Annotated in this window: 20 protein-coding genes; 5 read left to right on the top strand and 15 right to left on the bottom strand. The window is 74.2% G+C overall.

Going from position 1 to position 26465, the window contains the following annotated elements:
* Positions 1-175 precede the first annotated feature (175 nt).
* Together IE321_RS25270 and IE321_RS25275 are read right to left on the bottom strand one after the other, a co-directional pair.
* Complete coding sequence (locus IE321_RS25270; protein WP_190224639.1) at positions 176-2566, bottom strand: ABC transporter family substrate-binding protein; 2391 nt, start codon at positions 2564-2566, stop codon at positions 176-178.
* Between the two features lie 211 nt (positions 2567-2777).
* Complete coding sequence (locus IE321_RS25275) at positions 2778-3806, bottom strand: glycoside hydrolase family 18 protein (protein WP_372470194.1); 1029 nt, start codon at positions 3804-3806, stop codon at positions 2778-2780.
* A gap of 185 nt (positions 3807-3991) precedes the next feature.
* On the opposite strand from IE321_RS25275, the gene IE321_RS25280 reads away from it, so the two are divergent.
* Positions 3992-6040 carry a TPM domain-containing protein gene (locus IE321_RS25280; RefSeq protein WP_190224653.1) on the top strand — a complete coding sequence of 683 codons (2049 nt, stop codon included), beginning with the start codon at positions 3992-3994 and terminating at the stop codon, positions 6038-6040.
* Positions 6041-6090: 50 nt separating this feature from the next.
* Positions 6091-6801: a PspA/IM30 family protein gene (locus IE321_RS25285; RefSeq protein WP_043228422.1), complete on the top strand. Its 711-nt coding sequence runs from the start codon at positions 6091-6093 to the stop codon at positions 6799-6801.
* Between the two features lie 13 nt (positions 6802-6814).
* On the opposite strand, the gene IE321_RS25290 is transcribed toward IE321_RS25285, so the two are convergent.
* The 6 genes from IE321_RS25290 to IE321_RS25315 all read right to left on the bottom strand — a co-directional run bounded on the left by IE321_RS25290 (position 6815) and on the right by IE321_RS25315 (position 13805).
* Positions 6815-9400 carry a SpoIIE family protein phosphatase gene (locus tag IE321_RS25290; protein ID WP_043228420.1) on the bottom strand — a complete coding sequence of 862 codons (2586 nt, stop codon included), beginning with the start codon at positions 9398-9400 and terminating at the stop codon, positions 6815-6817.
* A gap of 144 nt (positions 9401-9544) precedes the next feature.
* Positions 9545-9967: an ATP-binding protein gene (locus tag IE321_RS25295; RefSeq protein ID WP_190224640.1), complete on the bottom strand. Its 423-nt coding sequence runs from the start codon at positions 9965-9967 to the stop codon at positions 9545-9547.
* 161 nt (positions 9968-10128) lie between these two features.
* Positions 10129-10575, bottom strand: a complete 447-nt coding sequence (locus IE321_RS25300) for a (deoxy)nucleoside triphosphate pyrophosphohydrolase (RefSeq protein WP_051842560.1) — start codon at positions 10573-10575, stop codon at positions 10129-10131.
* A gap of 22 nt (positions 10576-10597) precedes the next feature.
* Positions 10598-10774, bottom strand: a complete 177-nt coding sequence (locus tag IE321_RS25305) for an SPOR domain-containing protein (protein ID WP_190224641.1) — start codon at positions 10772-10774, stop codon at positions 10598-10600.
* A 155-nt stretch (positions 10775-10929) separates the two neighbouring features.
* Positions 10930-12675, bottom strand: a complete 1746-nt coding sequence (locus tag IE321_RS25310; RefSeq protein WP_190224642.1) for a purine-cytosine permease family protein — start codon at positions 12673-12675, stop codon at positions 10930-10932.
* A 377-nt stretch (positions 12676-13052) separates the two neighbouring features.
* Positions 13053-13805, bottom strand: a complete 753-nt coding sequence (locus IE321_RS25315) for a GntR family transcriptional regulator (protein ID WP_043228415.1) — start codon at positions 13803-13805, stop codon at positions 13053-13055.
* A gap of 201 nt (positions 13806-14006) precedes the next feature.
* On the opposite strand from IE321_RS25315, the gene IE321_RS25320 reads away from it, so the two are divergent.
* Complete coding sequence (locus IE321_RS25320) at positions 14007-15353, top strand: glycoside hydrolase family 18 protein (protein ID WP_190224643.1); 1347 nt, start codon at positions 14007-14009, stop codon at positions 15351-15353.
* Positions 15354-15567: 214 nt separating this feature from the next.
* Here IE321_RS25320 and IE321_RS25325 read toward each other — a convergent pair whose 3' ends face one another.
* Positions 15568-16785, bottom strand: coding sequence for a DUF4190 domain-containing protein (locus IE321_RS25325; protein WP_190224644.1), 1218 nt, complete (start codon positions 16783-16785; stop codon positions 15568-15570).
* A 221-nt stretch (positions 16786-17006) separates the two neighbouring features.
* On the opposite strand from IE321_RS25325, the gene IE321_RS25330 reads away from it, so the two are divergent.
* Entirely contained in the window at positions 17007-17381 is a 375-nt protein-coding gene (locus IE321_RS25330; protein ID WP_190224645.1) for a hypothetical protein, read from the top strand.
* 114 nt (positions 17382-17495) lie between these two features.
* On the opposite strand, the gene IE321_RS25335 is transcribed toward IE321_RS25330, so the two are convergent.
* From IE321_RS25335 to ychF, 6 genes are all read right to left on the bottom strand, one after another.
* Entirely contained in the window at positions 17496-19070 is a 1575-nt protein-coding gene (locus IE321_RS25335; protein WP_190224646.1) for a S8 family peptidase, read from the bottom strand.
* A gap of 389 nt (positions 19071-19459) precedes the next feature.
* A complete protein-coding gene (locus IE321_RS25340) occupies positions 19460-20236 on the bottom strand; it encodes a DUF4232 domain-containing protein (protein ID WP_190224647.1) in 777 nt (258 codons plus the stop codon).
* A 93-nt stretch (positions 20237-20329) separates the two neighbouring features.
* The gene (locus IE321_RS25345) at positions 20330-22996 is read right to left on the bottom strand and encodes an AfsR/SARP family transcriptional regulator (protein ID WP_190224648.1); all 2667 of its coding nucleotides are present in this window, start codon (positions 22994-22996) and stop codon (positions 20330-20332) included.
* A gap of 195 nt (positions 22997-23191) precedes the next feature.
* Positions 23192-23929: an NIPSNAP family protein gene (locus IE321_RS25350; RefSeq protein WP_190224649.1), complete on the bottom strand. Its 738-nt coding sequence runs from the start codon at positions 23927-23929 to the stop codon at positions 23192-23194.
* Positions 23930-24018: 89 nt separating this feature from the next.
* Entirely contained in the window at positions 24019-24447 is a 429-nt protein-coding gene (locus IE321_RS25355) for an Rrf2 family transcriptional regulator (protein ID WP_190224650.1), read from the bottom strand.
* 142 nt (positions 24448-24589) lie between these two features.
* On the bottom strand, positions 24590-25678 hold the full coding sequence (gene ychF, locus IE321_RS25360) for a redox-regulated ATPase YchF (RefSeq protein WP_043228406.1): 1089 nt from the start codon (positions 25676-25678) through the stop codon (positions 24590-24592).
* A gap of 271 nt (positions 25679-25949) precedes the next feature.
* Here ychF and IE321_RS25365 point away from each other — a divergent pair.
* A partial coding sequence (locus tag IE321_RS25365) for a DUF6542 domain-containing protein (RefSeq protein WP_229916534.1) occupies positions 25950-26465 on the top strand: 516 nt, incomplete at its 3' end.

Genomic DNA, 26465 nt, shown 5'->3' on the forward strand with positions numbered 1-26465 from the left:
CGCGCAAGGGGCTTCCCCGGATCGATCCGAGAGGGTCTACTGGGACGTTTCGGGGTGGGTCCCAGGGTGTGGGGAAAGTCATGCGGTCCGGGTCAAGGGGCCGACGCGATCCTGCCCGCCGGGGTCACCGGCGGGCAAGGAACTTGAGCTGCTTCTGAGGTTGTGGCCCGTGTTTTCAGCGGTTCGACGGGCTACCCTTGGTCGTTTCGCTCTTCTTGAAACCGATGTCCTGGTACTGGGGGGCGGCGAAGCCCCAGGCGCCGGCGTTCACCACGTCCTGCCGGGCGGCCACCAGCTGGGGGCGCTGGTAGAGCGGGATGGAGCCGGCCGCGGCCCAGATCCGGGCGTCGGCCTGGCGGATCAGGTCGCCCGCCTCCTCCTCGTCGAGGGTGCCGGCCGCCTGGTCGAACAACTGATCGATCCGGTCCGTGCCGACGCGCGAGTAGTTCTGCTCGACCAGCAGGGAGCCGTCCGAGGCGGGCTCGGGCTTGGCGAAGATCGGCCGGGCGTCGGTCGCCGGGAAGGCGGAGGCCGGCCAGGAGTAGAGGGCCAGGTCGTAGTCGCCGGAGGCGATGTGGTCCTTGAAGAAGCTCTCGTCGGAGACCTTGGTGATCTCGGTCCGGATCCCGACCGCGTCGAGCATCCGGACGATCCGGTCCCCGACCGACCGCAGCGTCTCCGAGCCGGGGCCCGAGGGCAGGACGAAGCGGAGGCTGAGGGCCTTGCCGTCCTTGCCGAGGGCCTGGGAGGCGGCGGGGACGGCGGCCGGGGCGGCGCTGCCCAGGGGGGCGTAGGCGCCGGCGACGCCCTTGTCCGGCTTGGCGTTCCCGGGCCCGGCCGCGGCGCGGGCACCGGTGTCGAGGCCCTCGGCCCGGGCGAGGAGGGCGGCGCTCTGCCGGGCGGCGGCGGGGGCCGGGGCGAGGACCCGGGTGCCGGTCTCGGGGCCGCCGGGGCCGATCCGGGGAGCGGCGGGCAGCTCGCCGGGCTTGTCGTCGCCGACGATGTAGAGGCCGTCGTCGGAGGCGGTGTCGCCCTTCTCCGTCTTCTTCTTGGAGTCGGCCTCCTCGGCGGCCTTCTTCTTGGAGTCGGCCTCCTCGGCGGCCTTCGCCTTGGTGCCGGCCTCGGAGCCGGCCTTGGTGCCGGCGGGCTTCTTCTGGGCCCCGCCGGGGACCCAGCCGGCGTCGGCGAGGAGGGCGCGGGCCTCCTTGGTGTCCTGGTCGCCGAGGGCGTCGCTGCTGTCGGCGTAGGCGGCCTGGCCGGCCAGGGCGAGGTGGCTGCCGGGCGGGTCGGAGGGGAGGCCGAGCGGCTTGAGGACGGATTCGGCCAGTTCCCTGCGGTCGATGGCGCGGGCGACCGCGCGGCGGACCCGCTCGTCGGCCAGCGGGCCGGACTCGCCGTTGAGCGAGAGCTGGGTGTAGGCGGGCTCCAGGGACTTGCGGACGACGTAGCCGGCGAGGGTGTCCTGGGCGGCGGCGTAGCGGGCCGCGGCGGCCTTGTTCTCGGCGCGGGCGGCCTTGACCTCCGAGGCCAGCTCCTCGTCGGCGCCGTGGGCGAGCGCCCAGGAGCCGAGGGCCTTGCCGGGGGTGACGGCGGAGCCGGGGCCGTGCAGCTGGGCGGCCTGGGCGCCGCTGCGGCCGGCGTCGGCGTCCTTGAGGGCGAGGGCGATGCGCTCGGCGGTGGAGCGGTCGATCTCGGCCAGGTCGAGCTTCCCGCCGGCCAGGGCGGCCTCGCGGTCGGCGCGCGGGACGGCGCGCAGCACCAGGCTGTCGAGCTTGGCGGGCTTGCCCCACCAGCGGGGGTTGCGGGCGAGGGTCAGGTCGCCGGTCTTCCGGTCCACCGTACGCAGCAGGAACGGTCCTGCGGTGACCTTGAGGGTGGTGCGGGCCCCGTCGTTGAAGGAGTTCGGGGAGCCCATCACCTGCTTCGGGTAGAGCGGGGTGAAGAGGGAGCGCCAGTCGGCGTAGGGCTTGGCGAAGGTGACCCGCACCTCCAGGTCGTTCTTGCCCTTCTCGATCTTCTCGATCCGCTCGTAGCCGGCGTTGCGGGCCGTCCAGTAGGCGGTGTCGCGGCCGCTGAGGGCCCGCCACTGGGCGACGAAGTCGGCAGCGCCGATCTCGCGCCCGTCGCTCCAGACGGCCTGCTGGTTGAGCTTGTAGAGGACGACCTGGCGGGGCTCGGTCTCGACGACCTCGGCGGTCTCCAGGTAGTCGGGGTTGAGCCGGGGCCTGCCCCGCTCGTCCAGGGTGTGCAGGGCGGGCAGCGCGGCGCCCGCGACGCGGTTGGTGGTGGCGTCGGCGTCGGCCTGGAAGGCGTTGAAGGTGGCGGGCAGGGCGTCCACCGCCCACCGCAGGGTGCCGCCGTCGTCGACCAGGGAGCGCGCGGTGGGCGCGTTGTCCTGGGCCGCGGCCGGGGCTCCGTCGGCGTCCTCGTCGGAGCTGCATCCGGCGAGGACGGTGACGGCGAGGACCGCGCTGGTGAGGGTGGCGACGGAGCGGAGTGTTCGGGAGCGCGGGCTCCTGGACGAACCGGCCCATGTCCTCCCCTGGGGGGCGCCGACCTGGGACATGACTTTTACCCCTTCGTCCGGTTTTATGCCATTGAGAGATGATCAGATCTTCTCGGTCGTCCCACTGAACGGCACCCGGCGGACGCGCCCCCGCAGACACGGCGGCTCACCCGGCAAACCCCACTCGTGCGGCCCAACAGCCCCACGCGGCTCCCCCCTTGCGGCCCGGCGCCGCTCCCCCGGGCCGCTCCCCCCGCGCGCGACCCGCCGGTCAGCCCGTACGGGCCCAGCCGGCGCGGTAGGCGGCCCAGTCGCCCGGCTCCTCCGCGAAGTCCACGTAGAGCGCGACGCCGAAGCGCTCGCGGTCCGGGTCGGTGCGGCCGAGGCCGAGCCGCACGCCCCGGACGGCGGCCTCGACGGTCTCCGCGTTCTCGTGGTGCCCCAGGTCGTCCTCGTGGAAGAAGGGCAGCCCCATGAGCAGGTCGGTGGAGTCCGGCGTCACCTCCAGGGCCAGCGCGGTCTGCTGGGCGACGTAGCCGCCGTACACGCTCTCCAGCGGCATCCAGGTGTCGTACGACATCACGGCGATCTGGTCGACCCGCCGGGCCACTTCGCCGAAGTACTCCTGCGACCACCACTTGCCCTGGTCCGAGACGAGCCCGAGGGCCGCGTGGGCGCCCGGCAGCGGGTCGATCTGGTGGGCGGCGACGGAGAGCGGCGCGTTCCGGGAGCGGGTCAGCCGCCCCAGGTCGTCCAGGAGCGTCAGATAGTCCGCGTCGCCGGACTGGAGCGGCTCCAGGTCGAAGTGGACGCCGTCGAAGCCCGCGTCCAGGACCTGGCGGGCGGAGGCCGTGACGGCCTTCCGGGAGGCGGCGTCGGAGAGCCGCAGGCCGGTCGGCCCGTCGTTGGCCAGCACGTCGCCGAGCCACGCCTGGACCCGGACGCCGGGCAGCACCCGGTGGAGGCCGTCGGTCAGCCACTTCGCGCGCGGGTGCCGGGCGGGCGGCAGGGTGCCGTCGTGTTCGAGCGGGCCCGCGTGCACGTAGAGGTCCCTGATCCCGGTGCCCCTCAGCCGCTCGGCGAGGGCCGTCAGGTCGGCGTCCTCCTTCCTGCCGTCCACCCACGCGTGCCCGATCCAGTACGCGTCCTTCCCGCGCGTGCGGGCGTCGTCGCGCAGATCGCCGGCGTAGCTCACCCGCAGGGCGAGCGCGCCGAAGAGCGGCGGCACGACGAGCAGCAGCACCGGCACCAGGACCCACCAGCGCCCCTTGCGCCACATCCGTTTCAGTCGTCCGTCCACCCGTGCCCCCCGGAGAGCGTCGTGGGCCTCCCCGCCCGCGGGAGACCGCCGTAGAGATCGGCTCCGACAGGGACGCCGGGGGCCCCGCGGTCGGTTTCCGGGGCGGGGGCGTCCGGTCGCGGCGCCGCATAGCAGTACATAACCTCCCCTTTGTGACCCGAATAGCCACCCGAGCCCTGCTCGCGATGCTGGTGGCGGCGTGGTGGCTCGTCGCGCCCGCCGCGGCCGGCGCCCGCGCCGACGACCCCGTCGTCCTCCCCTCCGACGGGCAGATCCTCGACCGGGTGGACGCCCTCGGCGACCGGCGCCCCGAGGTCGTCGAGGCCCTCGACCGGCTCTACGAGGACCGCCGCCTCCAGCTCTTCGTGGTCTACGTCCGGGACTTCTCCGGCCGCTCCGGCCAGGACTGGGCGGACGCCACCGCCGAGCGCAACGGCCTGGGCCTCGACGACGTGCTGCTCGCCGTCGCCACCCACGACCGGCGGTACGGCTACTCCGTCGACCCCGGCTCCCGGCTCACCCAGGCCCAGCTGGACGACGTGGCCAGGACCGCGATCGAGCCCGCGCTGCGGGCGAACGACTGGGCGGGCGCCGCGATCGGCGCGGCCGACGGCTACGGCGCCGTCCTCGCCGGCCTGCCCGTGCCCGCGCCGGAGATCACCCCCGGCCCCGCCGACCCGGGCGGCGGGGCCGACGGCTCGACCTCCGGGGCCGACCTGATCCTCCCGATCGCGGTCGTCGGCGGCGCCGGAGCGGTGGCGGCGTACGCGTACACCCGCCGCAGGCGGCGGACCGCGACCCGCACCACGCCCGGCGGCGGCCGGGGCTGGGGGCAGCCCGCGCCGCCCACCCTGGAGGAGCTGGACGCCGCGGCCCGGCGGACCCTGGTCGCCACCGACGACGCCGTCCGCACCAGCCAGGAGGAACTGGGCTTCGCCACCGCCCAGTTCGGCGAGGAGGCCGCCCGGCCCTTCGAGGAGGCGGTGGCCTTCGCCAAGGAGCAGCTGACCGCCTCCTTCCGGCTGCGGCAGAAGCTCGACGACGCCTTCCCCGAGGACGAGGCCACCCGGCGCGCGATGCTCGACGAGATCCTGCGCCGCTGCGCCGAGGCCGACGCCCGGCTGGACGCCGAGACCGAGGACTTCGACCGGCTCCGGGCCCTGGAGCGGACCGCGCCCGAGGCGCTCGCCGCCGTCGAGACGGCCTTCCGGACGCGGACCGGCCGGGTCTCCGGCGCCGAGGCGGCGCTGGGGGCGATGCGCGAGCGGTACCCGGAGTCCGCGGCCGCCCCGGTCGCCGGTGCCGTCGAACAGGCCAAGGACCGGCTGGTCTTCGCCACCACCCACATCAACCAGGCCCGCCAGTCCGTCGACGACGGCGACACCGGCTCCGCGGCCGTCCACGTGCGGGCCGCCGAGGGCGCGGTCGACCAGGCGTCCCGGCTGATCGAGGCGGTGGACCGGCGGGCGCAGGAGCTGGCCGAGGCGGAGGGCCGGCTGCCCGGCGTGCTGACCGAGACGGACGCCGACCTGGCCGAGGCCCGCGGCCTCCTCGAAGGGAGTGCCGAGGGCGCCTCGACCGGCGACCTGCGCGGCCGGATCGCCCGCGCCGAGACGGTGGCGGCGGAGGTCCGGCGGGCGATCGAGGCGGGACGGTACGACCCCCTGGACGCGCAGCGCCTGGTCGAGGAGGCGGACGCGGCGGTCGACGCGGCGCTGGCCGGGGCGCGCGAGCGGGAGTCCGGCGACGCGCGGGCCCGCGCCCTGCTCGACGAGGCGCGGCTGACCGCCCGGGCGGAGCTGGGGGCGGCCTCGGACTACGTCCAGACGCACCGGGGCGCGGTGGGCAGCGAGGCCAGGACCCGGCTGGCGGAGGCGCAGCGGCGGCTGGAGAAGGCGCGGGCGCTGGCGGCGGACCGGCCGCAGGAGGCGCTGGCGGAGGCCCAGCGGGCCGACGCGCTGGCCCGGCGGGCGCAGGAGCTCGCCGAGCAGGACGTGCGCCGGTACGGGAACCCGAACGGGCTCGGCGGGGTGACGGGGACGGACGGCGGCGGGGGCGGCGGCCGCGGCGGCGCCGTGCTCGGCGGCATCGTCCTCGGCGGGCTGTTCGGCGGGGGCACCGGCAGGGGCGGCGGTCGTGGGGGCGGCTTCGGGGGCGGAGGTTTCGGCGGCGGGCCGGGCAGCTTCGGCGGCAGCGGCACGCGCGGCCGACGGGGCGGCGGCGGCCGCTTCTGAGTCCCGGGTCCACCCGGCCCCGTTCCGTACGAGCCTGCGAGGAGCAGCGCATGAGCAAGCAGACCGTCCTCGGCCGCGTCACCCAGCTGGCGAAGGCGAACATCAACGCCCTGCTGGACCAGGCGGAGGATCCGCAGAAGATGCTGGACCAGCTGATCCGCGACTACTCGGGGAACATCGCGGAGGCGGAGGAGGCGGTGGCGGCGACCATCGGCAATCTGCGGCTGATGGAGCAGGACCACGCGGAGGACGTCGCGGCGGCGGCCGAGTGGGGCGGCAAGGCGATGGCGGCCAGCCGGAAGGCGGACGAGCTGCGCACCGGCGGGCAGGAGGCGGAGGCGGACCGTTTCGACAACCTCGCCAAGGTCGCGCTGGGCCGGCAGCTCCAGTCGGAGAAGGAGGCGCGGACGGCCGAGCCGACCATCGCCGCGCAGACCGAGGTGGTACGGAAACTGACCTCGGGCCTCGACCGGATGAAGGCCAAACTGGTCGAGCTCCAGGCCAAGCGGGACGAGCTGGTCGCGCGCGCGAAGTCGGCGCGGGCGCAGAACACGATGATGGACGCGGTGAAGAACGTCGACGTGCTGGACCCGACGAGCGAGCTGAGCCGCTTCGAGGACAAGGTGCGCCGGGAGGAGGCGCGGGCGCTCGGCAAGCAGGAGCTGGCCGCCTCCTCGCTCGACGCCCAGTTCGAGCAGCTGGACGCGGTCGGCGACGAGGCGGAGATCGCGGCCCGGCTGGCCGCGCTCAAGGCGGCCTGACCGGGGCGCCGGTTCAGAACATGCTGAGCAGCTGGTCCACGGTGGGTTCCGCCGTGGGCCCGCCGTCGGGCAGGGCCAGTTCGAACCAGACGGTCTTGCCGCGCGGGGTGCGCCGCGAGCCCCAGGACGCGGAGAGCAGCCCGACGAGCTGGAGGCCGCGGCCGCCCTCGTCGGTGTCCTTCGCGCGGCGTCGGCGCGGCTGCACCAGGCCGGCGTCCCAGACCTCGCAGACCAGGGTGCGGTCGCGCAGCAGCCGGAGCCGTATCTCGCCCTCGCCGTAGCGCAGCGCGTTGGTGACGAGTTCGCTGACGAGGAGTTCGACGGTGTCCACGAGGGCGTCCAGCCCCCAGGCGGAGAGCTGGGTGCGGGCCAGCTCGCGGGCGCGGCCGACGGAGCGGGGCTCGCGGGGCAGCCGCCAGTCCCCCACGGCCTCGGCGGGCAGTCCCTGGATACGGGCCATCAGGAGGGCGATGTCGTCCTCGCCGTGCCCGGTGTCGAGGGTGGTGAGCACCCGGTCGCAGACGTCCTCCAGGGGTCGGGCCCGGTCGGCGAGGGCCCGCTTGAAGGCGCTGAGTCCCTCGTCGAGGGGGTGGTCGCGGGATTCGACGAGGCCGTCGGTGTAGAGGGCGAGGAGGGAGCCCTCGGGGAGTTCGACCTCGACCTCCTCGAAGGGTTCGCCGCCGACGCCCAGCGGCATCCCGGGGGGCACGTCGAGGAGCAGGGCCTCCTCGCCGGGCTCGACGAGGACGGGCGGGAGGTGGCCCGCGTTGGCGAAGGTGCAGCGTCTGGTCACCGGGTCGTAGACGGCGTAGACGCAGGTGGCGAGGTAGACCTCGGAGAGCTCGGGGCCGCGGTTCTTGTGCGCGCGGGACTGCTGGGCGCCGATCGGGGCGCCGAGGCCGCGGGCGATCTCGTCGAGGTGGGAGAGGACCTCGGCGGGTTCGAGGTCGAGCTGGGCGAGGGTGCGGACGGCGGTGCGCAGTTCGCCCATGGCGACGGCGGCGCGCAGGCCGCGGCCCATGACGTCGCCGATGACGAGGGCGGTGCGGTGGCCGGGGAGTTCGATGACGTCGAACCAGTCGCCGCCGACCTCGGTGGCGTCGGTGCCGGGGAGGTAGCGACACGCGATGTCGAGTCCGGCGGCCTCGGGGTCGCCGGGCGGGAGCAGGCTGCGCTGGAGGATGAGGGCCCGCTCGTGCTCGCGCCGGTAGAGGCGGGCGTTGTCGATGCAGACGGCGGCACGGGCGGCGAGTTCCACCGCGAGGGCCCGGTCGCGGTCTCCGAAGGGCTCGCTGCCCTTGGTGCGGGAGAACTGCACGAGGCCGACGACGGTGTCGTGGGCGACCATCGGGACGGCGAGCGTGGACCGGACGAGGTCGCCCTCGCCGCCGGGCACGGTGCGGACCCGGCCGGTGCGCAGGGCGCCGGCGGTGGGCGAGTTGAAGGGGTAGCGGTGGACGGCGCCGACCTCGATGGGGACGGGTCCGCCGCCGTCGCCGGCCGGGCCGTGGCCCTCGTCGGTCCTGAGGGGGGTGTCGGAGACGGCGCTGGCGAAGGCGACCCGGCGCAGTTCGGCGCTGCCCGCGCCGTAGCCGACGTCGTGGGAGCTGCCCCAGCGGCCGGGCGGGGCCTCGTCGCCGGTGAGCAGGCCCTGGTAGAGGTCGACGGAGGCGAGGTCGCAGAAGCCGGGGACGGCGACGTCGAGGAGTTCGCGGGCGGTGGCCTCCAGGTCGAGGGAGTTCCCTATGCGGGCTCCGGCCTCGTTGAGGAGGGCGAGGTTGCGGCGGGCGCTGGCGGCCTCGCGGGCGGCGCTCTGCCGACGGGTGACGTCGATGCCGAGGCCGGCCACGCCGATCGGGCGGCCGGAGCCGCTGTGCACCCGGTAGAGGTTGATGGACCAGTGGCGGCGGATCCGGGCGCCGGGGGCGGCGCCGGTGATCCGGAGGTCGTTGACGGACTCCCCGGTGTCCAGCACCCGGCGCAGGGCGGTGGTCATCCGGTCGGCCTCGGGCTTGGCGAGGTAGTCGTGGACGCTCCGGCCGCGGTGGTCGTCGGCGTCGCCGCCGAAGACGGCCGCGAAGCGCTGGTTGGCGCGCTTGACCGTGAGGTCGGTGCCGAAGAGGAGGAACCCGAAGGGTGATTGGCCGAAAATCGCCTGGGAGGCGGCGAGGTCGGTCTCGATCCGGCGCAGCGCCCTGACGTCGACCACGATGCACAGCGCGGCCCGCTCGCCGGTCTCGGTCTCGCTCGGCATCACGTACATCTCGGCGATGCCGTGCGGCTGTTCCAGGCCGGGGGCCCCGGCCTGGCCGGGGATGCGGAACGGGACGAGGCCGGTCCATTCGCGCCCGTCGAGGACCTCCTTGACCTGCCGGTGGCCGCGATCTCGCAGCTCGGCGGGCATGAACGCCTCGACGGGGTCCTTGCCCCTGGCCTCCTGGGCGTCCACGCCGAAGAGCTCCGCCGCCCGACGGCTCCACTGGTCGACGCGTCCGTCGGGCCCGAGGGAGAAGGAGGCTACCCGGATGTAGTCGTAGATCGAACCGGGCGGGCTGCTCTGCCACACGACGCCGCCCGTCGTCTCGGATATCTCGCTCACGCGACCGTCCCCTCCAGCTCACCGCACCGGACCGGCCATACCCGCAGTATTCAGCACGGCGGGCACCGGCGGCACGACGTCCACGATCACAGGGTGGTCTCGGTCGGCTCGTGACCCGCTCCGGTGATCGTCGTCCCTCTCTCTTTACTCACCAGGGAGAGCCAGCTCGAACCATACGGTTTTCCCGGTGCTGCCCTGGCGGGTCCCCCAGCGGCGTGCGGAACAGGCCACGAGACCGAGCCCGCGGCCCCCTTCGTCGTCGGGTCCCGCGGGCCGCTCGGTGGGCGGATCCGGAAGCGGATCGGAGACCTCCACCAGGAGCGCGGAGTGCCGGGGCGGGTCGGTGGCGGCGCCCTCGGCCCGCACGAGGCGCACGCCGATGGGCCCGGAGGCGTACCGCAGGGAGTTGGTGACCAGCTCGCTGACCAGCAGGACGGCGATGTCCCCCACGGCCGCGTCGATCTCCCAGGAGCGGAGCGTCTCGCGCACGGCGTGGCGAGCGGTGCGCACCGCGTCGGCCTCCGCCGGGAAGTTCCACTCGGCGCGGGCGCCGTCGGTGCCGATCACACGCGATCACTTCCCCAAGCACGGTTCAGCAGGAAGAGGATCACCCTCTCCCGAGGGACCAATGGGGACATACCCGGAATACGCCGCGAAATATCCACCCAGGGGGCGGCTACGGGCGCACGGTGGCACGAACGGCGTAGGGAGCCGGGTGCGCGCCGGGGTCAGGGGCGCGCGACGGGAAGCCTGCGCGCCGCCTCCGCGACCGCCGGGCGGTCCTGGTCGAGCCAGTCCACGGTGTCCAGTTCGTGGCGGGCGAGCCAGCGGAGCGCGTCGTGGTCCTCCAGCGGGCGGGGCTCGCCGGAGAGCAGCCGGGCGGTCCACACCTTCAGGACGTACCCGGGTTTGAGGGGCCATTCGCCGGGGATCCGCTCGCCGGGTTCGGCCTCGACGCCGAGCTCCTCGCGCAGTTCGCGGACGAGGGCGTCCTCGGGGCGCTCGCCGGGCTCGACCTTGCCGCCGGGCAGTTCCCAGCGGCCGGCGAGCTCCTCGGGGGCGCTGCGGCGGGCGGCGAGCAGTCGGCCGCCGTCGAGCAGGGCGGCCGCGACGACGACCACGGCACCGGTCCCGTGGCCGGGTCCGGTGCCGTGGTGCGGGGTGCTGTCGGTCATGCCCGTGAGGGTAGCCGGGGCGTCAGGGGGTGGCGGCGACGCGCTCCACCCAGTAGAGCTGCTTGTGACCGCGCGCGTCGAGCGTGTCCGCGATCCGCTGGGCTTCGTCCTGGGTCGCGTACCGGCCCACCCGGTAGCGGTTGCCGTTGTCGTCCTGCCGTATGACGAGCCACGGATGGACGGGGCCGCTGTCGGTCATCAGGCTTCTCCCTCCGCCGTGCCAGGCGTCACCAAGGATCTCCGGGAAACCGCAATCCGCATATGCCGGAGCTTACGCCTGACCTTCACACAGCGGATACGGGTTTTCACCAAGAGATACGGATCGGCCGGGAACCGACGCAAGGAGGCCGAAGGTCACATGCCGGGCGCCCTCCCGGGGACCGTCGGCACCGGCATGAGGACGGGTCCCGCGCCGAGGGCCGGCTCCTTGCGGCAGGCGTCGCCGCAGTCCGCGTCGAGCGAGCAGCACAGCGAGCAGACCGGGCCGGAGCGGACCGGGCAGTCGGCGATGTCGGGCAGTTCGTACGCGGTCTCGCACTCGGCGCAGGTGTGGGTGGCCCGCTCGTCGGCGGGGGCGGCGCCGGGGCCGTTCACGGGGTTGGGGCGGGCCAGGTAGTAGCGGCCCTTCGTCGCCCAGGCGATCAGCGGGCAGAGCACCAGGGCCAGACCGGCGGCGATGAAGGTGGAGAACGCCTCGGCGTAGGCGCCGAAGAGGCCGAAGAAGGCGAGGATCGAGACGACGGAGGCGACGACCATGGCGCCGAAGCCGGCCGGGTTCACCGCGTACAGGTAGGCCCGCTTGAACTCGATATACGGCGGGGACCAGCCGGCCCGCTTGTTGATGACGAGGTCGGCGGCGACGGCGGTGATCCAGGCGATGCCGACGTTCGAGTAGAAGCCGAGCAGCTTGCCGAGCGCGGCGAACATGTTCATCTCCATCAGCGTCAGCGCGATGGCGAGGTTGAGGAAGATGTACCAGACCCGGCCGGGGTGCCGGTGGGTCATGCGGGAGAAGAAGTTCGACCAGGACAGCGAGCCGCTGTAGGCGTTGGTGACGTTGATCTTGATCTGGGAGACGATCACGAAGAGCGCGGCGGCGGGCAGCGCGAGACCGCCGAGCCAGGGCTTGAGCGCCTCGATCTGCGGGGCGATCGGCTCCAGGGCGTGGGTCTTGCCGACCGCCTCCAGGGCGACGAAGGCGAGGAAGGCGCCGCCGAGCTGCTTGGCCGCGCCGATGATCACCCAGCCGGGTCCGGCGGCGAGCACGGCGAGGTTCCAGCGGCGCCGGTTGGCCTCGGTCTTCGCCGGCATGAAGCGCAGGTAGTCGGCCTGCTCGCCGATCTGGGCGATGAGCGAGAGCGCCACGCCGGTGCCGAGCCCGAAGCCGATCCAGTCGAAGCCGGAGCCGGCGCCCTCGGTGCCGCCGAAGGAGGCGAAGGCGCCCCAGGCGTCCGGCGCCTCGAAGGCGAGGACCAGGAACGGCAGGACCATGCCGACGATCCATACGGGCTGGGTCCACGCCTGCACCTTGGCGAGCGCGCCCATCCCGCGGAAGACGATCGGGATGACGATGAGGGTGGTGACGAGGTAGCCCAGCTCGACCGGGAGGCCGACGGCCTGGTGCATGGCCTGCGCCATGATCGAGCCTTCGAGCGCGAAGAAGATGAAGGTGAAGGAGGCGTAGATGAGCGAGGTGAGGGTGGAGCCGAAGTAGCCGAAGCCGGCGCCCCGGGTGATGAGGTCCATGTCCAGGCCGTACTTCGCGCAGGCCCGGGCGATGGGGATGCCGGTGAGGAAGATGATCGTGGCGGCGGTGAGGATCGAGGCGAATCCGCTGGTGAAGCCGTACGCGAAGACGATCGAGGCGCCGATGGCGAAGTCGGCGAGGTAGGCGATGCCGCCGAGCGCGGTGCCGGCGACGGTCCCGGGCGACCAGCGCCGGAAGGAGTGCGGGGCGTAGCGCAGCGAGTAGTCCTCGCGGCTCTCGTCGGCGGCGAGCTTCGCGTAGCTGCGGCGGGGGGCGCGGGCGGGCGGCGCCCCCTCCGGCGCCGGGGCGGGCGGCTCCGGTTCCGTGGTGGGCGTGGTGACGGTCTCCGCCATGGGGGCTCCTGTCGTCCGGCCGGGTCGCGGGTACGGAGCAGGAAGCTAGGAGCGGCGTGTGACGGGCCCCCGCCGCCCGGCATTGCCACCCGGTAACACCATCTGACGCCCCGTTAACTCCACGTCACGGCCTCCGGACAACAGGTCCCGGACCCCGGACGGCCGGACGCCGCCCCGGGGCCCGCACGGGCCTCGGCGTCGGACACGGCGGGCCGTCCGGTGCGTGCGCCCGGCGCGCGGCCGGGGCACCCTCGGGCGGGGCCTCCCCTGCCCGAGCGAAGCCGAGAGCTCGGGGAAGGAACTACTCGGGCGTTTCGGCCGTGCGGCGAGCGTCCGTGCCGGGCGGGCCGGACCCGGCGGGAACGGCCGGACAGGCGCTAGCGGACCGGCAGGTGGTAGGAGAGGCGGTAGCGGTCGGCGGGGACCACGACGTCGGCGGTCTCGACGGGGAGGCCGGAGGCGTAGAAGGTGCGCTCGACGACCATGACGACGTGGCCGGGGACGCCGCCGAGGACGAGCAGTTCCTCGGCGAGGCCGGGGCGGGCGCCGACCTCCTCCACCACGTTGTCCACGACGACGTCGATCGCGGCCATCCGCTCGACCACGCCGCAGCCGCCGAGCGGGCCCTCCTCGGGGAGCATCACGGGGGTGCGGCCGGTGACCGCGAGCGGTTCCCAGGAGGTGGCGACCATCATGGCCTCGCCGCCGTCCCGGTAGACGTACCGCGTGCGCATCACGCGGTCGCCGGGCTCGATGCCCAGGCGCGCGGCGATCTCCAGGCCCGCCTCCTCCTGCTCGCTGCGCGCGTCCCAGGTGCCGCGCGCGCCCTCGACGGCCTGCTCCTGCCGGAAGGGGGTGGCGCCGGTGGCGGGACGGTAGCCGGAGCGCGCGACGCGGCGGGGCACCGGCCGCTCCCGCACGTACGTCCCCGAGCCGGAGCGGCCCTCGACGAGCCCCTCGGCCATGAGCACCTTGCGGGCCTCCAGCGCGACGGTGTCCGACACCCCGTACTCCTCGCGGATGCGTGCCTGCGAGGGGAGACGGGTATGCGGCGGGAGCGAGCCGTTCGCGATCTTCTCGCGCAGATCGCTCGCCACGCGCAAATAGGCGGGCTGCTCACCGAACGTCACTGGACACTCCCCTCAGGTTGACGGACAGCTACAGACTGACAACCGAATGTGGCCATCCGCAAGCATGGGCCAGAGTTTCACCCGAAGTGATGAAGAGCGATCGACCCCGTCCGACCCCTTGACCCCTATTGGTCTGGACCAATAACTTCCTGCTGCGCACGCCCTCGCACGCTCCATCCCGCCTCGCACAGGAACGAGCCCATGCGTCCCAGAGTCCTGACCAAGCTGACCCTCGGCACGGCGGCCGCGGCCGCCCTCGGCCTCCTCGCCACCCTGGCCCCCGCCGCCGACGCCCACCCCCGCCCCACCCCCCGGCCGCCCGCCGCGGAGCACGCCCTCAAGCGGGTCGGCTACTTCACCCAATGGGGCATCTACGGACGGAACTTCCAGGTCAAGGACCTGGACACGAGCGGCACCGCCGGCAAGCTCAGCCACATCAACTACGCCTTCGGCATCGTCGACAAGGCCGGCAAGTGCGTCATCGGGCCCGTGCCGGGCTCCGACCCCTGGGCCGACTACGTCCGCCCCGTCGACGCCGCCACCTCCGTGGACGGCACGGCCGACACCGACACGCAGCCGCTGGCCGGCAACTTCAACCAGCTGCGCGACCTGAAGGCGAAGCACCCGAACCTCAAGGTCATGATCTCGCTGGGCGGCTGGAGCGGCTCGGCGTACTTCTCCGACGCCGTGCGCACCCCCGAGTCCCGCCGCGCCCTGGTCTCCTCCTGCATCGACCTCTACATCAAGGGCAACCTCCCCCAGGACGGCGCCCGGGGCGGCGCCGGAGCGGCCGCCGGCCTCTTCGACGGCATCGACCTCGACTGGGAGTGGCCCGGATCCGAGGGCAACCCGGGCAACGTCATCCGCCCGGAGGACAAGGTCAACTTCACCGCGCTGGTACGGGAGTTCCGCAACCAGCTGGACGCGTACGGACGTTCGCTGCCGAAGCGCAAGCACTACGAGCTGAGCGCGTACGTGCCCACCGCCCCGGCCAAGATCGACGCGGGCTTCGAAGTCGCCAAGATCATGCGGGACTTCGACTTCGTGAACCTCCAGGGCTACGACTTCCACGTCTCCGGCGAGACCACCGCGAACCAGCAGTCCGCGCTCTTCGCCAAGAACGACTGGAGCGTCGAGGGCACCGTGAAGTCCTGGCTCCGGCGCGGCGCCCCCGCCCACAAGCTCGTGGTCGGCATGCCCTTCTACGGCCAGGGCTGGACCGGCGTGACCGGCGGCGGCGACGGCCTCGGCCAGCCCGCCGCGGGCCCCGCCCCGGCGACCTGGGCGCCCGGCTCCGAGGACTACAAGAACCTCAAGAAGCTCGCGGACTCGGGGACGTACAAGCTCTACCGGGGCCACCGGAACGGGCACGCCTGGCTCTTCGACGGCACCACCCTGTGGACCTACGACGACCCGGCCGTGCTGCGCACCAAGGCGAACTGGGTCCGCACCCACGGGCTCGCCGGCGCGATGGTCTGGTCGCTGGACGGCGACACCGTCGACGGCGAGCTGATCGGCGCCATCGACCGCGGCCTCACCCGCCGCTGAGCCCTCGCCGCACCCCCCGCTCCCCCGGGGCCGCCCCGCCGGCGGCTCCCGAGGGGCGCGGACCGGACCGCGGGCGGCGGCAGCGGGGCACGGGACGGCGGCTGGTCACGGGCCGCCGTCCCCCACCCCCCGAAGCCGCCTCCCGGCACCGGTGCCGGTCCGCACACGACGGGGCCGGGTCTCTCGCGCGGAGACCCGGCCCCGTCCGCGCGCGTCAGACGGAGCCGTGGTCGCCCGCGGCCTCCGGCGGCGTGTGCGTGAGGCCGAGGGCCTGGCGGACGTCCACCTCCGCGTCGGCCGACAGCAGCTCGAAGGCGCGGTCGTAGGCGTCCCAGAAGGCGTCCGCGTCCTCGGCCCGGGCCAGCTTCGCCCACTGCTTCGAGGCGGCGTCCAGGCTCGTCGCGTACGCCTCCACCGGGGCCCGCTCGGACGGCTCCCAGGTGTGGCGGCGCAGCCCGGAGCGCGCCGAGTCGACCGCCGCGCGCACCTCGGCGGCCCACTCGCGATTGCTCTCCAGGTCCTCCTCCGGGTCGGCCTCCGGCTCCTCGTAGGCGGCGTCCTCGATGGGGTTCACGAGGGCGAGGTAGGCCAGCTGGCCCCGGTCGAGCGTGGTCGAGTCGGAGCGCAGCGAGCCGGTGGTCCGCTCCTCGCCGCCGACGCCGCAGGCGATCCGGCGCTCGCCCTGGCGCCACGCCTGGCGGTCCGGGTAGTAGTACAGGCTCAGGGTGTCGGCGGTGAGGGTCCAGGTGTCGCGCACGTAGGTGCCGACCATGGCGTCGCAGCGCGACTCGCCGAGCTTCTCCAGCGCCTCCTCGCCGGGCCAGGAGCCGAAGCCGGTGGCCTCGAAGCGGCCGGTGATCTCGCCGTCGTGCGGCTCGGCGCAGTCGACGACCCGCACGCCGAGGGTGTACTCCCCCTGCCCCGCGTCGTCGAGGAAGCACTCCCCGGCACGCAGCTCCATCGGCATCCGGGAGCTGGCCGCTTCCCGGATGCCTTCCCTGAACTCCCTTATCCCGTCCTGGATCTGACCGGTGATCAGTCCGAGGACGACGAGCAGGGTGCTGATCGTGGAGAGCACGATGCCGGCGACCGCCAGCCCCTTGCCGCCCTGTCCCCTCCGCTTGATCTGCCGCAGCGAGAAGATCCCGAGGACGAGCCCGAGCGGCGGCAGGCAGCAGACGATCCCGCTGACGAGCGAGCCGATGGCGAGCCCGTTGGTGGTGGCCGCCGGACGCCCGTAGGGCCCGTACGGCCCCGGGACGCCCGCGTAGGGCATGCCGGGCGAGGTGTACGGCCCCGGCGCCGCGTACGGGCCGGACTGCGGGTACGGACCCGGCGTCGGGTACGGACCGGTCGCCGGAGGAGCGGCGGGCGCGTCCGGCACGGGGGGTGTCCCCGGCTCGGGCGGCTGGGGCTGCGGGGTCGGCTCCACGGGTACGGTGCTCCTGTTGGGGCGGGGACGAACAGACGATCGGGCGCGCGCATCGTACGCGGTCCGGCACCGGGGGCTGCCATGCGGGGTACGGAACGGACAATCGGGGCACAGACCGGCTGGACGCCGTCGGTCCCGGCCGGGACCTGATCGGGCTGTGCCGCTCGACCGGTCTCCTCGACCGGGTCGGTGTCGCGCCGACGCCCGTCGGACCGCTGACGGTGCCGCGGGCGCTGGGCGACACCGGGGTCGACGTGCATCTGCCGCTCGGCGAGGACGGCGTGGCGCCGGGAGCGGTGCTCGCCGCGGGGCTCGGGGTGCTGGACGGCTCGTACCGGCCCGCGTCCGGGGACGCGCTGCCGCTCGGGAGGCTGGGGCCTGGGCTCCGGGTGGAGTACGCGCGGAGCACGACGCGCGAGTCCCGGCTGTGGGTCCCGGGCGGGTGCGCGCCCCGCGCGCCGTACCGGATCCGGCGGGTGTCCCTGGAGGTGGACCGGCCCTTCGGCTTCCTCGCCGTGCACCGCACCTCGCGGCTGGTGCTGTCGGCGGGCTGGGTCGCGGACCCGGTGGAGTACCCCCGGGACGCCGCGTACTGAGGCACGGCGAAGGGGCGGCCACCGGGTGGTGGCCGCCCCTCCGGCCGGTCAGGGCCTCGGGCTCGGGTCGGGGTTCGGCGCCGGGGGCCGGCGTTCAGAACCGGTGGCCCGGGTTCAGAACTGCAGGGCCCAGGAGTCGATCTTGCCGGTGTCGGCGCTGGCGTTGTCCGTCACGCGGAGCTTCCACGTGCCGTTGGCGACCTCGGAGGAGGCGTTCACGGTGTAGGTGGTGTTGATGTTGTCCGCGCTGCCGCCGGTGCCGAAGCCCTTGAGCGTGTACGCACTGCCGTCGGGGGCGATCAGCTGGACCTGGAGGTCGCCGATGTAGGTGTGGACGATGTTCACCGGGACCTGGAGGGCCGAGGGGGCGTTGCCGGTGACGCCGCTGACGGTGACCGGGGACTCGACGGTCGCGTTGTCGGCGATGGCGTGGTCGGCGGTGTTCTCGAACTTCGGGCCGGGGGGCGGGGTGGTGCCGCCCCCGCCGACGAAGAGGAGCTTGTTCGGGGAGCCGGTGCCGGGGCTGGTGACGACGTTCGGCGTGGCGGCGGTGGTGAGGGCCGTGGAGACCTGCGCCGGGGTGGCGGTCGGGTTGGCCCCGAGCCAGACGGCGGCGGCGCCGGCCACGTGCGGGGTGGCCATCGAGGTGCCGGAGATGGTGTTGGTGGCGGTGTCGCTGGAGTTCCAGGAGGACGTGATGGAGGAGCCGGGGGCGAAGATGTCCAGCACGGTGCCGTAGTTGGAGAAGCTGGAGCGGGCGTCGGAGCTCGTGGTGGAGCCGACGGTGATGGCCTCGGTGACCCGCGCGGGCGAGTAGTTGGAGGCGTTGGAGCTGTCGTTGCCGGCCGCGACCGCGTAGGTGATGCCGGCCGCGATGGAGTTGCGGACCGCCTGGTCGAGGACGGTGTCGACGCCGCCGCCGAGGCTCATGTTGGCGACGGCCGGCTTGACCGCGTTCCGCGTCACCCAGTCGATGCCGGCGACGACCTGGTCGGTGGTGCCGGAGCCGCTGTTGTCGAGGACCCGGACTCCGACGATCTTCGCCTTCTTGGCGACGCCGTAGGAGGAGCCCGCGACGGTGCCGGCGACGTGGGTGCCGTGGCCGTGGCCGTCCTGGGCGGTGTTGTCGTTGTCGATGGCGTCGTAGCCGTTGGAGGCGCGGCCGCCGAAGTCGCTGTGGCTGATGCGGACGCCGGTGTCGATGATGTACGCCGTCACGCCCTGGCCCGCGCTGTCCGGGTAGGTGTAGCTCTGGTTCAGCGGGAGGGCCTTCTGGTCGATCCGGTCGAGGCCCCAGGAGGGCGGGGAGGGCTGGGTGCCGTCGATGGTGAAGACCCGGTTCTGGACCACGGACTTCACGGCGGGGTCGGCGGCGAGCTTTCTGGCCTGCGCCTCGGAGAGCTCGATCGCGTAGCCGTTCACCGCCGAGGTGTACGTCCGCTTGATCGTGGCGCCGAACTTGCCGGGGACCGCCCGGCCCTTGGCGGTCTCGGCCGGGGCGGACTCGTCGAGGGTGACGATGTAGCTGCCCGGGACGGTGCCTTCGGCGCCGGCGTTCTCGATCACGCCCTCCGCGGCCGACGGCGCGGCGGTGGCGGGGAGGGCGGAGAGCGATCCGAGGGCGAGCGCCGTGACGGCTATGGCCGCGGCGGCGGAGATCCGGCGACGCGATGCGCGCATCACTGCCATGTGAGGTGTCCTCCTCGTGGGGGGTGCTCCCGTGGGGGTGGAGCCCGAGTGACCTTCACTCACGACAGGGACATGACAAGAACGTGAACGGTCCGACGCGGACCTCGCGACTCCCGGCCGCCCTGTCGTCGCCGAAAGATTGACTGATCCATAGGAATCCCGCAAGAGGATCCGCAGCCCCGCAACTCCCGTGCAACAAGGCCGACATGACCGAGCGGTAGCTTCGGGCGGACCGCTCCGGAACCCCTCACCTGCGAAGGTCCGCACTCCGGACACCGGGACCGACCGCCGTGACGGGGCCGGGAATTCACAGGCCCGTCACACGGAGAACGGGCCCGTCCCCGATCCCCCGGGAGACGGACCCGTCGTCACGACGCGGCGCGTGCGGCTCAGAACTCGTCGGCGCCGTTGCGGAGTTCGGGCGTCCAGTAGCCCGTCTTCGCGACCGCCTCGTCGACCGCGAGGCCGCCCGCCGGGGCGGCGACCACGACACTGCCCTCGGCCGGGCCGTCGGCGGCGAAGAGGTTCACGTTGAACTCCTTCACCACCTTGTTGTCCTCGTGGACCCCGCCGTTGGAGACCCGCACGTTGGCGTACGCGGGAGCGCCCGGGTTCAGGACCACGGGGGCGGCCGGCTTGCTCTTGGCGACCGGCGGGACGTCCTTGGCCGTCTGGATCTCGTCGAAGGCGATGAGCGGGTGGCCGAGCAGGCGGCAGGCGCGGCCCGAGGTGTTGGTGGCGGTCAGGACGATGTGCTCGGTCGGCACCTCGTCGGCCTTCGCCGCGGTGATCTTCACGTCGCCGTGGGCGCAGACGGGCGCCGTGGCGTCGGAGGCGCCCTGGCCGGACTCCGTACCGCCGGAGGCCGTCCCTCCCGTGGTCCCGCCGGTCGAGCCCTTGGCGGCGGCGGGAGCGGCGGAGGCGGTCCCGTCCCCCGACGCCCCGGTGCCGCCCGTGGTGCCGGTGTCGCCCGTGGTGCCGGTGGTGCCGGTGGCGCCGGTCGTGGCCGAGGTCGCCGGGGCGCCGGCCGACTGCGAGGCACTGCCGGCGTCCTTGGCGCCGTCGTCCCCGCCGCAGGCGGTCAGGCCGAGCGAGGCGGCCGCGACGGCGGCGACGAGCAGGGCGGTGCGGGTGGCGCGGGCGGTCCTGAGGTGTGACGTACGCATGGTGGTTTTCCCCCGTGAAGCGTGGAGCGAGCGGTGGTCGGTCGTTACCGGATACAGACTCCGCCCCGGCACTGCCGTACCGCTTGCGTATCGCTAACGCCCCGCCGCCAGCCGCGCGAGCTGCTCCGTCGCCCGCACCGATCCCTCCGTGAAACCGGCCGCCTGGGCGTCGGCGGCGGCGCGTTCCAGCTGGTGGGCGGCCTCCTCCAGGCGTCCGATGCCGGCCAGCGCCTCACCCCGCACGATCCGCAGCTGGGCTTGGACGACGACGGCGTCGGGCGCGACGAGTTCCCCGGCGCGAAGCACGTGCGCCAGCGCCTCCTCGTACTCCCCCGCCCGCAGGCAGTGCCCGGCCAGGTGCTGGAGGGTCAGCACCTGCGTGGACGGGTGCCCGGTCCGGTCCGCGAGCGCGACCGCCTCGGCCATCAGCGCGCGGGCCCGGCCGCACTCGCCGGTGGCGTCGAGGACGGCCGCGTGGTTGACGACCGCGATGGCCTCGCTGACGGGATCCCCGGCCAGGGCGGCGAGCGCGGGCGCCTTCTCCAGGTGGACGAGCGCCTCGTCGTGCCGCCCCTCCTCGTGCAGGATCCAGCCGAGCAGCGCCCGCGTCCGGGACTGCGCGTCGGGGTCGCCGACCGCGTCGGCCGAGGCGAGCCCCGCCTCCAGGAGCGGGGTCCAGCCGTCCTGGAGCCGCATCAGCATCAGCGGCCAGGCCATCAGGGCCAGCCGCCAGGCCCGATCGTGCAGCCCGAGCGCGGCGGCGGCAGCCACCGCCCCCTCCAGGGCGGGGCGTTCGGCCGCGTACCAGTCGAGGGCGGCGGTACGCCCCTCGAACTCCGGGATCGCGGCGGGCCGGCGCGCGTCGGCGGGCAGCGCGTAGCAGGGCTGCGAGCCCGGTTCCGCCGCTGCGTCGGCCGCGAGGCCCGTGTACAGGTAGTGGTCGAGGAGCCGGCGCAGCCCCTCCGGATCGGCCTGCGCCGCGAGTCCGCGCGCGTAGAGGCGGACGAGGTCGTGCGGGGTCCAGCGGCCGGGCACCGCCTCCGTGAGGAGGTGGGCGGCGGCCAGCCGCTCCAGGTCGGCCGAGGCCCGCGCGTGGGTGGTGCCGGTGAGCGCGGCGGCGGCGAAGTGGTCCAGGTCGGAGCCGGTGTGCAGGCCGAGGGCGCGGAAGGCGCGGGCGGCGGAGTCGGGGAGCTGCTGCACGGTGAGCCGCAGCGCGGCGGAGACGCCGATGTCCTCGACGTCGAGGAGGGCCAGCCGGCCTTGCTCGCAGGCGAGTTCGCCGACCATCGCGCCGAGCGAGCGCCCCGGGCGCTCGGCGAGCCGGGCGGCCGTCACCCGCAGCGCCAGCGGCAGCCCGTCGCAGAGTCCGGCGAGCCGGGCCGCGGCGTCGGGTTCGGCGGCGACCCGGGCCTCGCCGAGGACGGTCGCGAGCAGCGCGGTCGCGTCGTCCGGCGGCAGCTGGCCGAGCGGCACCGGGCGGGCGGCGTCGGAGGCGATCAGGCCGCCGAGCCGGTCCCGGCTGGTCACCACCGTCACGCAGTGCTCGCCGCCGGGGAGCAGCGGCCTGACCTGCTCGGAGGAGCGGGCGTTGTCGAGGACGACGAGGATCCGGCGTGCCGCGGTGAGGCTGCGGAAGAGCGCCCCGCGCCCCACGGCGGTCTCCGGCACCCGCTGCTGCGGCACGCCGAGCGCCAGCAGGAACTCGCGCAGCACGACGCCCGTCTCCGGTGCCGGGGTGTCGCTGAAGCCGCGCAGGTCGGCGAAGAGCCGCCCGTCGGGGAAGTCCGCCCGCCGCCGGTGCGCCCACTGCACGGCGAACGCCGTCTTGCCGACCCCGGCGGCCCCGGTGACCAGGCACACGGCCCCGTCCCCGCCGCCGGCCGCCCGGTCGAGCACCGCGGTCTCGGCGTCCCGTCCGGTGAATCCGCGCGGCGCCCGCGGCAGCAGCTCGGGCCCGGCGACCTCGACGGCGGCGGGCGCGGGCGCGGGTGCCGGTGCCGGTGCGGGGACGAGCACCGCGCCCGCGTCCCGCAGCAGCCCCGCGTACGTCTCGCTCAGCGCCGCGCCGGGATCCACGCCCAGCTCCTCGGCGAGCAGCCGGCGGGTGCGGTGGTACCAGTCGAGGGCGTCCGAGCGGCGTCCGGCCCGGGCCAGCGCGGTCATGAGCGCGGCGGCCAGCGACTCGCGCAGCGGGTGCGCGACGGCCTCGGTGCGCAGCACGGCGGCGGCCCTGCCGTGCTCGCCGAGCTTCCCGTACGCCTCCGCCAGCGCCTCCACCGAGGTGAGCCGCAGCTCCTCCAGGGCGGTGGCGGCGGCCTCCAGCGGCCCGCTCGGCACGGTGCCGGTGAGCGCGGGCCCCTGCCAGTAGGACAGCGCCTCGCGCAGCATCCGTACGCTGTCGGCCGCGTGCCGCTGCGTGCCGGCGAGCCCCACCAGCTCCTCGAACCGGTGCGCGTCCACCAGCGATTCGGGCATCCGCAGGAGGTACGCCGAGCCCTGCGTGGTGAGCTCCACGCCGTACGCCTCGGCGCCGTGCGCGGCGAGCAGCGCCCGCAGCCGCGACACGTGCCCCTGGAGCACCGTCTTCGCGTGTGTGGGGGGTTCGTCCTCCCACAGCGCGTCCATCAGCCCCGTCACGTTCACGGCCGTGTTCGGGCGCAGCAGCAGGACCGCCAGCAGACTCGTCCGCTTGGCCGGCCCCGCGGCGATGTCGCCGCCCTCCGTCACGATCGCGACGGACCCGAGCAGCCGGAACTCCACCCGTACCTCCGCGTCAGTCTCCCCCGCTGCCCCCGGCAGGAGAGAATACGCGGCGCTCCTCGCCCCACCTGCACCGATCCCGCCGCTCGCCCCCGATTCGTCCGAAACCGGCGTCCCCACCCCCCGCGCAGGCCCCGAACCGGCCGCCCCGCGGTGCGGGCGGACGCCGCGGCGCGGGCTCGGCTTCCCGGGCGCTCACCGCAGCGCCGACCGCCCGGTGGGCGCCAGCCGCAGCTGTTGCGGGCTCCTGGCCGACCGTTCCGACAGGGTCGGCTCCACCTCGTCCCGCCAGCGTTCCGACCGCCGCACGTGCTCCAGGTGCCGGTCGAGGTGGCCTTCGTCGGCGAAGCGCGCGAACCAGACGAAGACCTCCTCGTGGAGCCGCACCGGCAGGGCGGGGAAGGTGTTCGGGGCGTGTTCCGACCACAGGTGCGCCAGGGGCTCGCCGCCGGTCTCCGCCACTACGGGGAGCACGTGCCGGCGGAAGAACGCGGCGAACGCCTCGTCGAACGGCTCGCGCCCGTACCAGAGCGTGGCCAGGACGACCGACGCGGGCGACGGCGCCGGGGCGCCGGGTGCGGGCCGGTCGGCGGTCCCCGCGGGGAAGCCGCCGTGCGCCGAGGCGGGCCGCAGGAGCAGCACGTCGTCCGAGTCGATCATCGTCGCGTTCGCCGCGTCGCGGTGTGCGCGCCAGACCGGCCCGCCGTAGAAGCCCTCCAGGGCCCTCGCACGCCCCGGCATGTCGTCGAAGCCGCGGAGCCAGACGAACCGGTCGGGGTCGTCCAGGTCGCGGAACTGTCCCAGGACGGTGATGCCCTCGGCCTCCTGGGACTCGACGAACTCCCGGTCGAACAGCTCGATCAGCACGTCCCGCCGTCCCGGGCGCAGCGTGTACTGCCGCAGTTCGAGGACGGGGCACCGTAAGGCACGCATCGGTCTGACTCCTCGCTCACTGAAACAATTTCGGTTACGACAAGGGGCATGGCGAACGGCCCACCGCCGACCCACCGGGGCCGGCCGCTCTAGCTCGTCAGCGTCTCGCGCAGGACGTCGGCGACCGTCGCGCCCGCCAACTCCCGCCGCATGGCCCCCTCGACCCGGCCGTAGACCCCGCTCAGGGCGGGCCGGATGCCACGGCCGACGGGGCACTCCAGATTGGGCTCGCTGTGGTGCAGGGCGAACGGCGGCCGCGCGTCGACGGCGTCGTGCACCTGGAGCAAGGTGATCTCCTCCGGCGCGCGAGCCAGCCTCCAGCCCGCGCCCGCGCCGTGGCGCACCTCCACCAGACCCGCGCGCCGCAGGTCACCCAGGCTGCGCCTGATGATCACGGCATTGCTCTTCACACTGGCCGCGACCTGCTCCGACGTGAGCACCTCGTGCCCCCGCCGATGCGCCAGCGCCAGCCAGGCCAGCGCGTGCGTCGCGACGGTCAACCGACTGTTCGCCGCCATCACCCCTCCTCGCTGCAACAGTTTCTGTTACACCCTGACCGGCCGTCAACCCACCGCACGACCTCCGCCGGCCGACCACCCCGCACAGCCCGACGGCCCGACCCGCGGAAGCGCGGGCCGGGCCGTCGGGCTGCGGGTCGGGTCAGACGTTGAAGCGGAACTCCACCACGTCGCCGTCCTGCATGACGTACTCCTTGCCCTCCATGCGGGCCTTGCCCTTGGCGCGGGCCTCGGCGACGGAGCCGGTCTCGACCAGGTCGGCGAAGGAGATGACCTCGGCCTTGATGAAGCCCTTCTGGAAGTCGGTGTGGATGACACCGGCCGCCTCGGGGGCCGTGGCGCCCTTCTTGATCGTCCAGGCGCGGGACTCCTTGGGGCCTGCCGTGAGGTAGGTCTGGAGGCCGAGGGTGTCGAAGCCGACGCGGGCGAGGGTGGCGAGGCCGGGCTCCTCGGCGCCGACGGACTGGAGGAGCTCCATGGCGTCCTCCTCGTCCAGCTCGGCGAGGTCCTGCTCCAGCTTGGCGTTGAGGAAGATCGCCTCGGCCGGGGCGACGAGGGCGCTCTGCTCGGCCTTGAAGGCGTCGTCGGTCAGCTCGTCCTCGTCGACGTTGAAGACGTAGAGGAAGGGCTTGGTGGTGAGGAGGTGGAGGTCGTGGAGGAGCTCCGCCTTCTCCGAGCCCTGGACGATGCCCTGGGAGAAGAGGGTGTCGCCCTTCTCCAGGATGGCCTGGGCGGCCTCGACGGCGGCGACCTTCGGCGCCGTGTCCTTCTTGATCCGCATCTCCTTCTGGAGGCGCGGCAGGACCTTCTCGATCGTCTGGAGGTCGGCGAGGATCAGCTCGGTGTTGATCGTCTCGATGTCGTCCTTGGGCGAGACCTTGCCGTCGACGTGCACGACGTTCTCGTCCTTGAAGGCGCGGATGACCTGGCAGATCGCGTCCGACTCGCGGATGTTCGCGAGGAACTTGTTGCCCAGGCCCTCGCCCTCGCTCGCGCCGCGCACGATGCCGGCGATGTCGACGAAGTCGACGGTGGCCGGGAGGACGCGCTGCGAGCCGAAGATCTCGGCGAGCTTGGTCAGGCGGGCGTCGGGGACGCCGACGACGCCGACGTTGGGCTCGATCGTGGCGAACGGGTAGTTGGCCGCCAGCACGTCGTTCTTGGTCAGGGCGTTGAACAGGGTCGACTTGCCGACATTCGGCAGGCCGACGATTCCGATCGTGAGCGACACGGTGGCGACTTCCCTAGATACGGATGATGGGTCGATCCCCCAGTTTACGGGGGGTCCGGCGCGGGCCTCACCGACCGCCGGGGACGGGCTCCGGCCCCTTTCGGTCGACTTCGGTCGAACTACGCCCCCAAGGTCACCCAAAGGGCGTGTCCCGGGCCCCTCCCGGCGCGTCGCGACCTACGTTGGTGAGGTGGAGCAGCACAGGACAAGTCAGCCGCAAGGCCGCCGACGGCCCCAGACCCCTCTCACGCCGCCCGGCGCGCTCGTGGAGGTGGAGGGAGCCGGAACGGGGGCGGCCACCGTCTACCGGGTCGGCGCCCCGGCGACCGCGCGGCGGCCCGCGCCCCCCGTGGTGCAGGCCCTGCGGCGGCTGCCCTCGCCCCGGCTGACCGGGCTCGGCGCGGGGCTCTTCGCCGCGGCCGCGATGCTCGTCGTCGGCTTCCTGGACTGGCTGGTCCTGGACGGTTCGCCGCTGGCGTTCGGCCTGCTGTTCCTGCCGGTGAGCGCGCTCACCGCGCTCTGGGTGCGCACCGCCGACCTGGTCACCGCGCCGATCGCGGTCCCGATCGCCTTCGCCGTCGGCGTCGTGCCGATCGCGGGCGGCACGGGCGGCTTCGGCGGCCAGGCCATGGCCGTGGTCACCGCCCTCGCGGTGCACGCCGGCTGGCTGTACGGCGGGACCCTGATCGCCGGGGTCATCGCGAGCGTGCGGAAGGCGCGGGACATGGGGCGGCGCCGTCGCCGGCCCGCGGGCCCGGGCGGCCCGGCCGGCGAGGCACGCGGCCCC

The sequence above is a fragment of the Streptomyces hydrogenans genome (assembly GCF_014656075.1).
GTDB classification, from domain to species: Bacteria; Actinomycetota; Actinomycetes; order Streptomycetales; family Streptomycetaceae; genus Streptomyces; species Streptomyces hydrogenans.